The sequence below is a fragment of the Phycisphaerae bacterium genome, assembly GCA_024102815.1.
Taxonomy (GTDB): Bacteria; Planctomycetota; Phycisphaerae; order UBA1845; family UBA1845; genus JAGFJJ01.
Window position 1 is genome coordinate 1 of record JAGFJJ010000063.1, and the last position, 14,120, is coordinate 14,120.

Consider the following 14,120-nt stretch of genomic DNA (forward strand, 5'->3'; position numbering starts at 1 on the left):
GGTTACACTCTGTCACGAACGGCCTCCGTGCCTCGGCATGATTGCGTTGGAGCAAACCCTATCATACCAGGTTCGAAGGCCTTCCTTATGCGCGAATCAACGTCAACTCATGAAATATCCGGGCTAGCGAACTGTCCTCATCGAGCGATGGATACAGAAAACGGCTGATTTCAACTGCAGATTCTGCGGCTTTCAACTTCTCCGCCAGACTCCGCACAGGGCGTATGTCGCCGTTGGGTGAAGCGATATGGCCCGTGACGACGGTGTCCTGACGGATTGGAAGCCGCAGGCTTGCGGACAGCATGGCAAGTGCTACTGCCGCATCGAGCGAGAAGCCCTCAATCTGCATGCCCAAGTCCCTGACCGCAGTCACGCCCAGATTGACTACCGAAAGGTTGAAGCTTCTGGCTGGCCGCTGAAGGGCGTCGGTGATCCGGTCCACGGCCGGAATAACGGTGTTCTCCAAGTGCAGCGTAGTGTCAGGGGTGAAGGAGACGGGGCCGGACACTGCCAGGCGCTTGCAGATGCGAGGGGGAAGCAGGCGCGCGTGTACCGCGGAAAGAACCGCAACTGGGCCGCCAGCCAGGTGGCTGACAAGAACGATTCTGACGCGACCGATATGGCAGTCAGTTTGGTCCATGTAGAAACCCTCGATTCGAGCGTCTAAGCGACTTGACGCCGCCGCCGGCAGCTTCAGGCAGTCGGGTCGAGCGACTCAAGCTGAAGCGTGCCTGCTTCCATACCTGGATATACGGCAATCGCGATCGGCGCCACCGTCAGGGGTATGGTCTTTGTGGGGGTCGTGGAGAAAAGTGTCGAATCGGCGGCCATGGGCAGTGGACGATTGGGGAAGGCACTATCCCAGATGAGTTCGGTCTCCGTGATGGCGCCTGACCACAACACCCGTCCGGTATCCAGCCTGAACGAGTAGATGCCCGGACGTACGCCATCGAATGATGTCCGGTCCATCGGGTCGAGGCACCACGACGCAACGGGCCGGCTCTCGCGCTGGACCACCAGGAAAGTGGATCCGCGTCGCCGCCCCACTGCGCGCAGCGTTCTCATCATGTTGAGGTCCTCGCGTCCACGAGCCGCAGGCCCCACGTGGCGCGGGCCAATGTGTGCGCCCTCAGTTTCCTCATCTTCGCCACACAAACGCGCTATGGCCATCCAAATGGCCGCGTCCGCAATGGCCATCCGCTCGTGCTCGTCCAGTTTGGCGGTCGCGGCCTCCACTAACTCCCGCCATTGCCTCAGGCCGTTCGAAGTTTCCGGAGCACAGACCTTCAAACGCATCGTCTCAAACGCCTGCTTCAGCGCGGTGGTCGGAGCCGCACTCTCGACTGCCTCGGCGAGGATCGGAACGAAGAACAGATCATCATTCATCGTGGCTGTCCCACGTACCATGCGCTTCGATGACGGATGCAACAGTTTTGGAGAGGCCCGCCGCACGTGCCGCGTTTCTGAACGGCGCGAAACATGCCAGGGCCCTGGCGACATTGAGCCAGAGGTCAGGTGGGTGCTGGCCGTTTGTGGCCCAGCGTTGGCCTGCGAAACGGCTGAAGGTTGCCTTACTCAACCCGAACGCCTGTGCTACGGCACCGTCGTTGTCGCAACCAGATGTCAGGTTGTCGAAAACCCGGTACACGAGGGCGCGCAGCCCATCAACACCAAGACGCCGGATCGCCGGGCGTTGCTCCGTCATTCGAAGCGCCTTCTCATCGGCGACGAAGCTCGCAAGACCTCGTGATACCATCTCCTCCTCGACCGCCATTTCGAGTTGAGCCTCGATGTTCGTAGCAGTCGGGGGATGGTGCCATTGTTCGTCAAATGGGCGACAGCAAGTTGTGCCGAGGTATTCATCAATCAGGGTTTGGACCCGCTCCTTCTCGTTCGGTCGCGTCGGATCCGGCGACGGTATGTTCGCCTCCAGCCAAGCCCGTCGACTCCTCCCACTGAGCCACTGCGGCAACCACACGGTGATCGATCCTGCTGCAAGTTGCCAGCTGTACCGCGAGCGGCCCGTACGCCTCCTTCTCCTGGCCTCGAGCACGGATAGCCAACAGTGACGAACCACATGGCGCTGGACGATCCGGGCCGCCGCCGTTTCGACGGCCAATTCGGTGGCTGTCTCGTGCCCGTTCCGCCACGCGTGGACTGCACGGAACAGCATGCCGAAGTAGTAGCGGCAGTCGATGGGGGCGTGTTTCAGCGGGCCGGCAGTTTCGCGACCGTTCTCAGCCGGAAGCAGGAGGAATTTGTCCACGGTCAGATCGTACGCCTGATCCGCCAGCTCGGCGGGGAGACCGCGCCGCCCGGCCCGGCCGTGGAGGACGGCAGTCACAAACGTCGCAAAGAGCACCGGCGGACCGCCCTTGGCGCGGAAAATAGGTCGATTGCGGTGGAACTCACGCAGTGCCCTGCGATCGGATTCTACGGCGATCCGATCGACGACTTCAGCGAGAGATAACTTGCCGTAATCGGTCAGGTCTACGGAGGTATGTTCCACCGAGTGTGTCATGAAACACTCGCCTTCTTCCCCTGATTGCAGGCGGCGAGGCCATCGCGAAGACCCAGTGCGTGCGCAGCAGTAGCAGCGAGTCTGTGCTGATGCGTTTCCGCCAGTTGCAACGCAATTCCGTATTCCTTCTTGCCGATCGCGGCGTCGATACGGCGCTGAGAGAGGCGCAGAGACTGGCGAAGGTCGCCAACAAGGACGCAGGCCTCCTGCGCGGATGGGCTCTCTGCGTCGTACGCAGCGGCCTGTTCAAATGCTCCGAGTGCGGCATCGAAATCTCCCGTGGTTAGATGCGAGAAGGCCCCCAGAAGGGCCTCCAGGGAAGCACCCACCCGTGTCTCCATACCCTCGACGAGGTCGATCACCGTTCGATCATCCGGTGTTAGGGCGACGATGGCACGAAGCTTGTTGAACGCCTCAGTCAAGAGGAGATTGTCGATCTCGGAACTCAGGGCACGAGCCGCGCTTACCCCCTGGAGGCGTTGACGTTCCAGGTTGGCAATGACAGCGCGTGCGCCTGCGTGCTGGGGACAGCCCTTCAGGAGGATTTGACAGAGTCGCCGCGCATCTTGGGTCCTATTGTCGTGCAGGCAACGGCGAACATGCCGCCAATGATTCTCCTGCTCTCGCACCGTGCCGCTCTTTGCGAGCCGTGACTCTCCCCGCCGGGCGAGCTCGAGGGCCTCGACGAAGTGCTCAACCACCTGGAATCGGTCGCCGGGATCCGGTGCGGTACATCGTTCCACAATCCGCACCAATTCCCCAGCAACGAGAAGTCCTTCCTCGGATCGGTGGTGAGCCGATGGAAATCCAGTCAGCCCGAGCACTTCACCAAGTATGACACCCAGCGAATAGATATCTGCCCGTGTGTCGACTTTCGCACGTCCACCCGCAGCAAGCTCGGGACTCTCGTAACCCGGTGTCCCGCGCGGGCACAGACCGATTGACCCGGTCTCGCCGGCGCATTCCGCTACGTGATGGAAGGGAGAGGCTGCTTGGTCGAGATCGCCGATCTTCCAGATTCCATTGACGCAGAGCATGTTCTCGGGTTTCAGGTCGAAGTGAGCGAAACCCGCACGATGCAGAGCCGCCAGCCCGAAGGCAACATCGACGACATGTTGCACGCCGGCTTCACGCCTTGTGAACGTGTCGTCATGCGTATTTTCCAGCCACTCTCGGAGATCGCCCCCGTCGGCGAACTCCGTCGAGATCATCTGCAGATCGAGACCCTGATATTGGCAGCGGTGGGTATCGAAAATCGTAAGCACATGACGGTGCCCTCCGAGGCGCTGGCTGATGTTGGTTTCCTTCCTCAAGCGTGCCTCAAGTTTCACGGCGACTTCCGGCTGCAGGTCTACGATCTTGAGAGCAACGTTGTGTGCCCGAAGTGAATCATGAGCTTCGTACACGTGAGTACCCCGGCCGCTTGCCACATGGCGAACGATTGTGAAGCGATCGAGCCGCGTCTCGGGGGCGAGGATTGGTCCCGGGCTCGGCTGCGGCGGCGACGACAGAAAGCGATCATCGCGTGACTTCGTCGATGATCCCTCCAATCGCTGGGAACCGGGCGCGGTCATCAGGGTCTCTTGTTTCATAACGCACCTCCAAAACTGAACGAGTTATGGGCGGCAGCGGCGCCTCGAAGACCTTGCAGAGTCCGGCGGAGCAACTTGTTAACAGGAGCCAGGAATGCCGCGCGCCCACCTTTTTCCCTCAGCATGGCCATCTTCTCGAGCAGTCTGGAACCGCACACGAGGCCTTCGTGGTCGCTTTGAACTGCGCCGCCTGCCAGTAGGATTGATCGTGTGATCTCGGTACCTCCTGCCGCCGGCGTCGTGCGCAGCAGGACCTTGAAATGCTCGCAGGGCTTATCCCAGTAGGGAGAAACGACCACCGCTTCAATCGGCTGTGCATCGCCGCTTTCAACCCACAGCACACGCGACGCACACGTCCGGACGTCAAACCCAAAGGTGTCGTGGTTGCAGTACTCGATCGCGGAGGCAAGGTGCGCAGACTGAACCACCGCATCGGGTATCCATGCGCGCCCTGACCTGTGCAGCTCCCATAGACCGGCAAGCGGGCGGCCCAGGAGCTGCGCGGCGGCGATCATCTGATCGACCGGCACAGCTCGGTCGGGGCCGCTGAAGACAACCTCCCGCCCGGCATTCATGGCCTTCGTGGTGGCATGGAGCCATGGTGGGCAATTCCCAGTGGCACCGCCTGTGGTTGCCTGCGTGGATTGGTCGATGGCCTCGAGCGCCAGTTCGTACTGCCCGAACTCGAACAGCAGGGCAATGTAGCGTTCGTGAGAAGGCTGGGCATCTGGCGAGTCGAGCGGGAGGAGTCGCACCAGTCTGTGGCGTAGCTCGAGCTCCAGGAGAAGGTCGCCAGCGCGCATCGCCTGGTGTGCCTTGAGCGCGAGGGATACATCCTCGGCGCCGAGCGAATCAAGTTCGTCGAATGCTCCATGAAGGTCCGTGTCACCTTCAGAATCGATCGACGTTGCGATCCAATCCTGCAGCTCGTTGGCGCGCAGTCGCCTCTGCTCCATCTCGAAGGCGCGTTGAGCACTTGCGGAAGCACCAACTACGGCACGAAAGCCCTTCCCGGGGATAGCATGGAGAAGCGTGAAGGAGTCCTGCGAAATGGCAAAACGGACCGCCCGCCCATCGGACAGTACGGCGACACCCTGAGCAGAACCGGCGCCGAACACTTCGGCGTCCATGGCACTATGAAAAGCCGGGCGCTCGTCGATGCACTCGGGCCGGCTTGGGGCGAGGTGCCAGAATCTGATGAGTCCGTCGTCGTGCCCGAGCGTGGCAAGGTGTTCATCCACCTGGAAGGCGGCGTACCAAGGCCCCTCATGAGCGGTCGTGACATAGATCGAAGGTGGGTCGGCCCTAATCACGACGAGTTGACCATTCCTTGCCGGATAAGCCACGACCGCACCATCGTGCAACGCCCATGTCGTGGGCCGGGCCAAGGCAATCGGGCGTGCGGGGGCCGGGGCGGCCAGGCGAGCCTCAATCAATCCGTCCCCCTCGCGCCATATCAGGACCTGGCCCTCGTCGCCAACGCCTATGACGTGTTCCCCGGTTGAGCCCAGCAGGTAGATGGCCTCACCACCGAGGCTCCAGCGGGCTGGCCGGCTTGCGTCGTTGTCTTCTGCGCGCCAATGCAGGACGCGTCCGCTCTCGTCGGCGCTTATAAGACTGCCGTTGGCCCCGAAGCAAAGGGAAGTGACAGCTCGACCAGCCAAGATACGCGTCGGTTGCGGCGGTTCCTGGCCATCGCCGTCACGACTGGCGGAAAACACGTGGATCGTACCATCGCGAGTTCCGCACGCGAGGATTCCCTGAATTGGATTCAGATCGATCGCGTAGGCGCTCGCAGGAAGCGGGCACCGGTCTTCTTCGGCTTCCATTTGAGAGTCGGCTCCGACGGAGTACAGTGCGGGCGTGGATCCGCCCGCCGTCAGAAACAGGTTCTTGATCCAGTGGCTCTCAAACACGATTACATCCTCACCTGTCCCGAGTTCGACTAGCGCTGCTACCTGCCGTTGAGCTCGCTGATCTCTCGACGGATGTTCCCGGCTTGCCTTCCGCGCTCCGCGGCGTCGGGAGGGCCCTCTCTTTTGTCGCGCCATTGCCTCCAGGCATGTCGCGCTCTTGTCACCGTCTCGTGAATCCGCGATCTCATGCGCAGATGCCGTTTTTTGGCGATCTCCAGCTTGGATAGTGCGCTGTCGAATCGTTCCGCCGGAGCTTTGCTGTGAAGCTGATCCCGGCTCTTCTTGAGTCGGCTAATCTCACTATCACAAGCGGCGACGACTTCGTCGGCTGCCCGGGCGAACTCGCACAAGTGGTCGATCTGGTCCTGAAGCATGGAACGATGCTCGTATCCGGTGGTGCCGATTGTCCGCCGGACCTGAGTGACCAACTTCTCCGCGGATTCAAGATCGTAGGGTTTAACCCGATTCGGATGGACCGTGGTTCTTTCGCCGTTCCTGATCACGGGGACATTACGCGGGCCGATATGGCGTTGACCTTCAATGGGCACAGTGTGATCCTCGCATGTATCAAGGGAGGTGTTGTTCCCTTGCGTGTTCCTTGAACCTACCTGTCCTTTGCCATGCGCCGGATGCGATCGACTTCCTCTTGGGCGTTGCCTCTGGTGATCTCCTCCAAGGGGCGCGGCACCTGTGGTTCGCTGTGAACCCGCTGTCCGAACGGTCCACGCGGATCCCCACCGGGGAACTTGCGCGACCCCGCCTCACGGAGCGTTGCCTCAAGCTCGGCAATGGCGTCAAGAAGATCTCGGCGCCGGTGTTGGAGATCACGAATATGCGCGAGCAGCTTGAGTTCCGCCTCGGCAAACTTGTCCTGCGCTTGGTCACCGTGGAGCCGGTCTCGTTCATGGGCAAGTTCATCGACCTTGCGCTCGCGTTCGGCGATCTGATCATTGGTGAATTTGAGGTCCCGTTTCAGGCTGTCCAAATCATCGCGGACAAACTGGGCGGTCCTCTCTTTGCGATAGAACATCCCCTCCGCGTCCGGGCATTCGGAATTCCCGTCGGAATCGGTTTCCGGAAGCATGTCGAAGTCCTTGCGCAGCTCGGCCGCACCTTCCAGCGCCCGCGTGATCAAATCGCCCCCGCTAATGTTCGGCGCCCGGTACATGTCAACCTCCTGTTCCTTGGACGATTTGCTTCAGTTGCTCATGCTGTTGTTGGGCGTTTTCTCGCGATTGCCGGCTCCGCTCTTCTTCGCCCTGCAAAAACTCGATGTCTTCGCGCGTTTCGGATTCAGCCTGCTCGATTCGGCTGGTCGCCGAATCGCTGTGCACTTGCTGACGGGCGTCGCCGATCTTCTGGAGATCCCCCTCATCGGATTCGGTGCGTTCCTTCAATTCTCCCTCGAATTCCTCCCCCTCTCCTTGCGCCTGCTCGAGGGCAGCACCATCGTCGGCGAACTCCTGTTCTGTTGTTTCTTTCGCCTCCTGGAGAGACGCTGTCACCTCCTCCACGCCCTCGCTGGTCCCGCCGGCCTCCATACCATCGATCACCTCAGATTCCACACGGTGATCCTCAGCATCTCGCTCCAGCGCTTCGGTTTTCTCTTTGTATTCCTGGTCGTGCTTTTCGACCGTCTCGGTGATGTCTCCACGACTCCTGCTGTTTCTGTTACCTCTGGCCATGATCATTCCTCCTCTTGAGATACGCAGCGCGTCAGCCGCGCCACTCTCTGGTCAATAAAACCTCTCAGCCGGCTGGTATCGGGGTTGATCTCATGTTCGAACTCATGAAGCTGGGTCTGCCTCAGCTTCTCGAGCTGCTCACCGCGGTTCCCGGAAGGGACGATGAGCGCTTGTACCTCAGCGCGGGGCCCGCGTTCGAGACGTTCGAACGCCGCCGTGATTCGGCCGCCCACGCCCCGGAGCTTGGCCGCCAGATCGCGGCATGCTTCAAGCTGCGTTGGGCCGTTCGTGATCCTATTGAGCGCGGGCCACTGCCGGAGAAGCCCCTTGACCTGCCTGTAGGCCTGGTCCTTCTGCTCCCGGTAGCGATCGAGAGCTGAACGAGATCTTGACAGGACGTCAGCGGCGCGTCGGATGGCGCCATCCCTGAACCAACGCTGGTCGCCAACGAGTGCTGCCAGCCGTTCCGTAACAGGGGGATAAGGGAGATTCAGCAGCTTGGCGACGTTGGGCGTGCGGATTTGATGAGCGCGGTGGTAGCCCTCGGAGAACAGGAATGCCTGCCCCGGCAGCAACCGCGCGATTTCTTCGTACTCCAGATCGCCGAACAGCATCGTATCAGCGAGCGTTTCTCGATCCTCGCGATCGACCTGGCGGAACGCCAGCTTGGTGCCGGTGCTTTTGATCACCTGCGGCGCCATCAGCGACGGAAATTGGTCGACCAGAATGAGGCCAACGCCGAGCGCGCGGAACTCGGCCAGCATCCGACAGATGAGTTCAGTTGCGTGCGCCTTGGTATCGGTTTGGCATTCACTTGCCTGGGTGTCCGTGCTGCGCCCCACGATGTTGTGCGCCTCTTCGATCACGATGACCAGCCGTGGATAGGTGCTGCGTGTATCGTCGCTTCGTGGATGCTTGCGAATGTGTCGGTGGATGGCGGTGAGCAGGAAGAGTGTCAGCAGGCACTTGACTTCGCTCTCGAGGGGATCCAGCTCGATGACTGAAAAGGACGCCAAAAGCTGGGCGACGTCCGGGATGCACTCTTTGCTGCGCAGGCTTCGTCCGACCGTTCGGCGCGCGAGCAATCCCAGCCTGACTTCAAGTGCGGCGTGAAAATCTGATTGCACGGTTTGGGAGTAACCTTTGTTCGTGAGAATGCGCCGCGCTGCTTCGACCAAATCATCAATCGTGGGTGGGCGCTCCTCGTCCGGATACTGCTCGTAAACCGCCTCGACGGCTTCGGCGAGGATCGCGGGAAGCGGATCGAACAACGGCATGGAGGCTTTGAAACAGCGAAGAAGCTGGTCAATGTGCTCGTCCAGATCGACCCCGCCTGGCCGCCACAGTGGATTGAATCGCATCGGCGCCAGGCGTTCGACACCCGGCGTGTGAATCTGAAGGCATTCGGCGAGCGCCTCGCCAGCCGGCTCGCCGCACTTACGCAGCCTCTTGACCAGGCGATACTCCGTTTTTGCTGCCTCAATGACGATGAAGGGGATACCTCGATCGAACAGCTGGACAAGCATGGCCAGAAGAGCCGTCGTTTTACCGCCTCCCGGCGTCCCGCAGACGAACATGTGTTTGCAGAGGTTTCCGAGGTCGATACCGCGAGGCACGCAGTTCTCGGTTAGATCGATCTTAAGCGTCATGATTCACTCATCGTGTCCGAGGATCAGAAAGTGCTCGTACGGTACGGGCGCCGGTTCGGTGTTCTTGCGGAGGCAGCGCAACTGGCCGCGCCCGGCTACGGGTATCGCAAAAGCGCTGAGTAGCTCATCCACAGTGGCGACGTGGCCGAGCATGGCGAACCCTCCGTAGAGCGCGGCATGCTGGCCGAACACACGGTCTAACGTTGGCTGCGCGAAGACCGCTCCGCGCTCGGTCGCGTCGAGCATCTGCGGAAAGCACTCCGAGTCTGGCTCACAAGGCCACAACGCGTAACTGCCGTCCTCGAAGGCCGATTCTGCAATGACCGAAGCCATAAGTTGCGCGACCGCCCGGGTCTGCGCGAAGGCTCGCAGGTGAAAGTGCAGATGCGGCGCGCCAAGTGTCTCGTGAAACCGACGTCGCTGGCGCAGGATGTCGTCAGCGATTGGATCGCGCCGGCGCAGGGGCTTAATGACGGTCAGGTTGCCATTGCGAGGATAGGCGCCGGGCTCGAATGGGTCGACAGCGAGTAGATCGTCCTCGGCGTCGAGCTCGTGGGTTCGATTCACGGACTGAAGCTGTGCGATACTGCGGGTGTGAAGGAGATTCTCGCCTGAAAGATCGACGGGCTCCAGGGCCACCTCGAGCATCACGGGTTCGTCGATGCGGTCCAAGACGCGATCTAGCAAGAGACAGTCATTGGTCGACCTCGGATTGAACGTATGACATGAATAATACCGTGGAGGAATCGCCGGGTTTAGGTCCACCGAGTGAAGGGGCCGAATCGAACGCTCTGGCCGGGTGATATCACAACTCGCGCCGTAACGCACGGGTGGCTTTCGGGGCTGCCCAGATCGTAGCCCGTAGTACGCTTTCAAATCCGAACATTCGATAAGCACTCGGAGGTTTCGAGCCAGGTTTGCGTCCTGGGCGCGAACGATGAGCATGATCGCCAGGCGCCCTTGCCGTTCCGCAGGGCTCGGTGCTGGAGAGAATACCCAACGGAACGCCAGCGTCGCCGCGCGAGGCGGATAGGTAACGAGAGTGCGCAGCAAGTGCTCGTTACATTCACGTATCCCCCGGATGACATCCCCCGCGGCGATGGCCCGGTTTACCGGATCTCCGGCGTCTGGAATCGCGGCAACATTGTAGCAGAACAGTTCTTCCATGGCTGGGGCACTCGAATCTACAGCATGGTTTCGCCGTCGGCGTCCGCCGGACCGCTTGTAGCACCGTGAGCTGTGAACTTGTTAAGCGCGCGGTATGTCTTGGAGACTGCGTTAAGCTGTTGCTCGATACGTTTGAGGCGGTCGCTCACGCAACGGTGTCCGAAATTAGAGCCGTTCGACTCGGATACCTGTGTTGACGTCGCACGTCTCTCATCCACTCGCGCAGCTTGGTTGCGCGCCGGGGCCTGCCTTTTGTTGAATTCCACGAGGTGCAGAATCGTCGTTCGGGTAGGCTCAGAAAGGCCCTTGATCTGCCTGGCCAAATGCGCGACGCGCTGAAAGCGTGGATCGCCCTCGTTGCCATGTTTCAGCGTCTCGCTGTTCTCTGATGGGAATCTCATGCCCGTTCTCCCAGGAAGACCCGAAACGCCTCTCGAAAATGAGCCTTTACACAGCTTGGCCCGCAGAGTGTCTGTTCGGTGCGTCCCTTGCCGTAAATGAAGGCCCTTCGGCCGGTCGGGGGATGACCGCAACTGCAAGCACCACGCACGACTCGGGAGCTCACCGTACTGTACAGGTCCGCGCAACCCGCACACATGGATGTATCACTCACCGCCAGCTCGATCGCGCAGACGAAACACTTCTCGTCCCTAGCTGCAGCGGGTTTCTGACGTGGAGGCTTGATTTCACGCGGCGACCGATCAGTGAGGTTCATTTCTTCCCGTACGCGAGCCGCTAAGTCCAGCCACTCTGGCTGCGATGGGAAGTCCTCTGCCAGGTGCTCCAACATGTTCACAAGCTTCACAGCGTTATCGGTATCCATGGTTTTTCCTTCATGCTGTTCGAGCTTCAGACGCTAATGGTCCCTCGCTCGTGTGCGCATTACTCGGCCGGAACAATCCTTTCACTAACAAATCCAGTCATGGTCATTTCGGGAAAGTCGACGCTGGTGATCGTGCTGGGCGTCCCAGTTCCTGTGCAATCATGAATCACCGCGGCGCACAGGCCGAACTTCTCGCACATCTCGGCGCGATTCTCACGGAACCGGACCGTCCAATGAAGGCGCAAGCCTTGGTCTTTGATCAGGTTGAGGTACAGGTCGAGCGCCTTTCCCATGTAGGGACAGGTCTTCGGATGCGAAGGCCCCTGACCGTTGCTGCTGGGTGGAGCCAACCCAACGCTGTACGTGCCTTCGATTCCTTCAGGAAGTCCATCACCGTGGATCTTGACCTGGCGATCATGTTCGTCGTAGTCGATCTCCACGTTTAGCCGCATGTGCGCATCGCCACCATCCATGCCCCATACGGTAAAGCCCTGCAGGTACCTGTGCGGCACGCAAAAGGCGATGATCTCGTTGAGCAACTTGTCCTTGAGGCTGCGGTCGTTGAGACTCTGCATCTCGAGGCTGAGAAGTTTCAGCCGAAGCCCCACCTGCGTCATGGTTGTCGTTGCAATCATCGAATTCTCCTCTTGTCAGGCCCGGGCGCGGTCTCCGCTGGCATACGTCGTCGCCTTTTCGGGCATGCTTGGCCCGCCTGACGCTGGTCGGTCCCCCGTCATTCGTCGCACTCTTTGGGATGAGTGGCCGAGTCATCCGGAGTATCGGGAGCGATCGCCGCGGTCACTTCCAATTCCACCAGTCTCGAGCACGTGAACTTCGTCAATGGCGCGCCAACTGTCAGATCGCGGAACTTGTTGGTGCCGCCTCCCCTGCTAAAGCCGAACTTCTTGGAGAGTTCCTCGTGCCGGTCTGTGAAACTCACGTCCCACGTGAGATACAACCCCCGGTCCTTCGCGGTCTTGACGAAAAGATCAATCGCCTTGTTGATGCTTAGGCACACATGAGAGCGCCCTCGGTTCGTCCCGTCCACTCCGGGGGCACCGCTTTCGATGACGCAGGATCCTGCGATGCCCGATGGAAGCCCATCGCCGGTCAGCTCGATCTGGCGATCGTTTTCGTCGTAATCGATTCGCACGTTGAGCCGCATGAGGCCGTCGTTGCCACGCTGGGCCCAGATCGTAAAGGAGCGCAAAAGACGCTGGGGCACGCAATAGTCAACAATGTCGTGCAGGATCCGGGAATTGACGCTCCTTGCTATCATGCCTTGCATCTCCAGCGCCACCAATTGAAGCCGGAGTCCGGTCTGTGTGAGGGTCTGTGTCATTGTCATTGATTGGTTCCTTGTACCCTCTCTCGGGTTCTTTGGTCGTGTGCCCAGCACGCGTGAAATCCCGCTTCGACGCAGCTTCGTCCACGACGGCCTTGACGGCCGCATCGATGTCCTCTTTTGTGCAACCCTCTTGGCATATGCCATTCGACCCAGCGATTGGACCTTGCGACATCAGGTCGCGAAGAATCCGATCGGCCGGCTTGTTCGCGTGGCGTCGATTGAAGCTACGCCTCTGCAACATGGCCTTGAGCTGCTGAAACGTGGCGAGCTCCCAATCCGGATGATCGAACGCGAGGCCGACCACTTGCTTAGGAGCCATGAAACCCCGGAGAATGTGGATTGCGATTCGCGCTCGGTCCTCGGCGGACAACTCGTGGCTGACGACGTGCATGCGCCCGGCCCGTATTAGTGCGCCGTAGATTCCCGAGTAGTCGTTTCCGGTCGTGATGATCGGAATACGCTCAGTGCGCACACCGGATACTTGGTGGGCGTTATCGCAGATGTTCATCAGGGCTGCCTGAACCAACTGTGTGTTGATGGTGTTGGTAGTTCGCGGACCGACGCTGAGCGCCATGTGAACGTCATCCATCACGATTACGTGGGGACGGTCAGTGTCCATTTGACGCTTGGATGCTTCGACGTATCTCGCGAGGATTAGCTGCGAAGGAGCGCCGGCGTGCGGACTCTCCAATTCGGCGGCGTGGATCTCGATGAGTTCACAACCGATCCTCAGAAGGGTCTCGCGAACGCTGACAGTCTTGCCGCAGCCGAATACTCCGTTCACGCCGAGCATTAAGGGCATAGCGTCGGCATAAACGGGGTCGTGGTTCATCGCGACATGCAGGAACACGTCGCTTGCCAGCTTCTCATTGAGGTAGATACGCCTCTGATCGTTGGATGCCAGAATGGAGGCAAGCCAATTTGCTTGTTGCGATGAAGCACTCGCAACGGTCTTCGATCCGTAAAGCGACCGTGCGGCGGCGCCGACAGTCGCCAACAAGTCAAAAGACTGATTCGATCGGACCGACGCGGGAGTATAGAGGCCTTTCATGATTTCGTTTGCTCCGTATTGGCTGATGAATGCGACTGCTTCACTCTGATGGGCTGTACGTCGGACGGTCCTCGCGCCACCGGCCTGTTTCCGAAAAGGAGGAGATTCCTGAGGGCGCGCTTCCGGCGGGGTTAGTCGGGTGCTTCGAATTGACGTCAAACGCCTCACTATTCGTACGTCGAGCGATCGGCCCAGAACAGCAGGCCGCCGTGAGGCGGCCACCGGAGTCACCAGGTGGGCCCGTCGCCGTCCTGCGGGCGCCTCGATTTCGAGGGCGATTCGGTCTCCAACCGTATCGCACAGGGTGGAATCGACACCCGAACAAACGCCGTTTCCGGGACCTGCGGTGGCGCGGTAGAATCCGACCG

15 protein-coding genes are annotated in these 14,120 nt (G+C 60.3%); 1 reads left to right on the top strand and 14 read right to left on the bottom strand.

The features are described 5' to 3' along the window. Positions 1 to 85: 85 nt before the first annotated feature. Genes J5J06_15405 through J5J06_15415 form a run of 3 tightly spaced genes read right to left on the bottom strand, consistent with a single transcriptional unit; the run spans position 86 to position 1,774 of the window. Positions 86 to 640, bottom strand: a complete 555-nt coding sequence (locus J5J06_15405) for a hypothetical protein (GenBank protein ID MCO6438476.1) — start codon at positions 638 to 640, stop codon at positions 86 to 88. Between the two features lie 53 nt (positions 641 to 693). Then, positions 694 to 1,386 (bottom strand): hypothetical protein, encoded by a 693-nt coding sequence (locus J5J06_15410; GenBank protein MCO6438477.1) that lies wholly within the window; start codon positions 1,384 to 1,386, stop codon positions 694 to 696. Continuing rightward, a complete protein-coding gene (locus J5J06_15415) occupies positions 1,379 to 1,774 on the bottom strand; it encodes a hypothetical protein (protein ID MCO6438478.1) in 396 nt (131 codons plus the stop codon). Before J5J06_15415 ends, J5J06_15410 begins: the two co-directional genes overlap by 8 nt. Positions 1,775 to 2,065: 291 nt before the next feature. On the opposite strand from J5J06_15415, the gene J5J06_15420 reads away from it, so the two are divergent. Further along, positions 2,066 to 2,470, top strand: coding sequence for a hypothetical protein (locus tag J5J06_15420; GenBank protein MCO6438479.1), 405 nt, complete (start codon positions 2,066 to 2,068; stop codon positions 2,468 to 2,470). A 47-nt stretch (positions 2,471 to 2,517) separates the two neighbouring features. On the opposite strand, the gene J5J06_15425 is transcribed toward J5J06_15420, so the two are convergent. The 11 genes from J5J06_15425 to J5J06_15475 form a co-directional block, all read right to left on the bottom strand. Continuing rightward, positions 2,518 to 4,113 (bottom strand): serine/threonine protein kinase, encoded by a 1,596-nt coding sequence (locus tag J5J06_15425; protein MCO6438480.1) that lies wholly within the window; start codon positions 4,111 to 4,113, stop codon positions 2,518 to 2,520. Next, on the bottom strand, positions 4,110 to 6,029 hold the full coding sequence (locus J5J06_15430; GenBank protein MCO6438481.1) for a WD40 repeat domain-containing protein: 1,920 nt from the start codon (positions 6,027 to 6,029) through the stop codon (positions 4,110 to 4,112). The genes J5J06_15425 and J5J06_15430 overlap by 4 nt, the downstream gene beginning before the upstream one ends. 38 nt (positions 6,030 to 6,067) lie before the next feature. Continuing rightward, entirely contained in the window at positions 6,068 to 6,403 is a 336-nt protein-coding gene (locus tag J5J06_15435; protein ID MCO6438482.1) for a hypothetical protein, read from the bottom strand. Positions 6,404 to 6,633: 230 nt separating this feature from the next. Next, positions 6,634 to 7,197, bottom strand: coding sequence for a hypothetical protein (locus tag J5J06_15440; GenBank protein ID MCO6438483.1), 564 nt, complete (start codon positions 7,195 to 7,197; stop codon positions 6,634 to 6,636). Between the two features lies 1 nt (position 7,198). Then, positions 7,199 to 7,714: a hypothetical protein gene (locus J5J06_15445; GenBank protein MCO6438484.1), complete on the bottom strand. Its 516-nt coding sequence runs from the start codon at positions 7,712 to 7,714 to the stop codon at positions 7,199 to 7,201. Between the two features lie 2 nt (positions 7,715 to 7,716). Next, positions 7,717 to 9,363, bottom strand: a complete 1,647-nt coding sequence (locus tag J5J06_15450) for a hypothetical protein (protein MCO6438485.1) — start codon at positions 9,361 to 9,363, stop codon at positions 7,717 to 7,719. Between the two features lie 3 nt (positions 9,364 to 9,366). Then, entirely contained in the window at positions 9,367 to 10,530 is a 1,164-nt protein-coding gene (locus J5J06_15455) for a hypothetical protein (GenBank protein MCO6438486.1), read from the bottom strand. A gap of 17 nt (positions 10,531 to 10,547) precedes the next feature. Continuing rightward, positions 10,548 to 10,931 carry a hypothetical protein gene (locus J5J06_15460; GenBank protein ID MCO6438487.1) on the bottom strand — a complete coding sequence of 128 codons (384 nt, stop codon included), beginning with the start codon at positions 10,929 to 10,931 and terminating at the stop codon, positions 10,548 to 10,550. Positions 10,932 to 11,412: 481 nt separating this feature from the next. Then, on the bottom strand, positions 11,413 to 11,988 hold the full coding sequence (locus J5J06_15465; GenBank protein ID MCO6438488.1) for a hypothetical protein: 576 nt from the start codon (positions 11,986 to 11,988) through the stop codon (positions 11,413 to 11,415). Between the two features lie 98 nt (positions 11,989 to 12,086). Further along, a complete protein-coding gene (locus tag J5J06_15470; protein ID MCO6438489.1) occupies positions 12,087 to 12,632 on the bottom strand; it encodes a hypothetical protein in 546 nt (181 codons plus the stop codon). Then, positions 12,586 to 13,752: an AAA family ATPase gene (locus J5J06_15475; GenBank protein ID MCO6438490.1), complete on the bottom strand. Its 1,167-nt coding sequence runs from the start codon at positions 13,750 to 13,752 to the stop codon at positions 12,586 to 12,588. Before J5J06_15475 ends, J5J06_15470 begins: the two co-directional genes overlap by 47 nt. Positions 13,753 to 14,120: the final 368 nt, after the last annotated feature.

Bases quoted from the DNA above. Each gene is read 5' to 3' on its own strand.
- J5J06_15465 (MCO6438488.1), bottom strand. From the start codon at position 11,988: ATGATTGCAACGACAACCATGACGCAGGTGGGGCTTCGGCTGAAACTT.
- J5J06_15425 (MCO6438480.1), bottom strand. From the start codon at position 4,113: ATGAAACAAGAGACCCTGATGACCGCGCCCGGTTCCCAGCGATTGGAG.
- J5J06_15460 (MCO6438487.1), bottom strand. From the start codon at position 10,931: ATGAGATTCCCATCAGAGAACAGCGAGACGCTGAAACATGGCAACGAG.
- J5J06_15445 (MCO6438484.1), bottom strand. From the start codon at position 7,714: ATGGCCAGAGGTAACAGAAACAGCAGGAGTCGTGGAGACATCACCGAG.
- J5J06_15435 (MCO6438482.1), bottom strand. From the start codon at position 6,403: ATGCTTCAGGACCAGATCGACCACTTGTGCGAGTTCGCCCGGGCAGCC.
- J5J06_15410 (MCO6438477.1), bottom strand. From the start codon at position 1,386: ATGAATGATGATCTGTTCTTCGTTCCGATCCTCGCCGAGGCAGTCGAG.
- J5J06_15415 (MCO6438478.1), bottom strand. From the start codon at position 1,774: ATGGCGGTCGAGGAGGAGATGGTATCACGAGGTCTTGCGAGCTTCGTC.
- J5J06_15475 (MCO6438490.1), bottom strand. From the start codon at position 13,752: ATGAAAGGCCTCTATACTCCCGCGTCGGTCCGATCGAATCAGTCTTTT.
- J5J06_15470 (MCO6438489.1), bottom strand. From the start codon at position 12,632: ATGATAGCAAGGAGCGTCAATTCCCGGATCCTGCACGACATTGTTGAC.
- J5J06_15440 (MCO6438483.1), bottom strand. From the start codon at position 7,197: ATGTACCGGGCGCCGAACATTAGCGGGGGCGATTTGATCACGCGGGCG.
- J5J06_15450 (MCO6438485.1), bottom strand. From the start codon at position 9,363: ATGACGCTTAAGATCGATCTAACCGAGAACTGCGTGCCTCGCGGTATC.
- J5J06_15455 (MCO6438486.1), bottom strand. From the start codon at position 10,530: ATGGAAGAACTGTTCTGCTACAATGTTGCCGCGATTCCAGACGCCGGA.
- J5J06_15405 (MCO6438476.1), bottom strand. From the start codon at position 640: ATGGACCAAACTGACTGCCATATCGGTCGCGTCAGAATCGTTCTTGTC.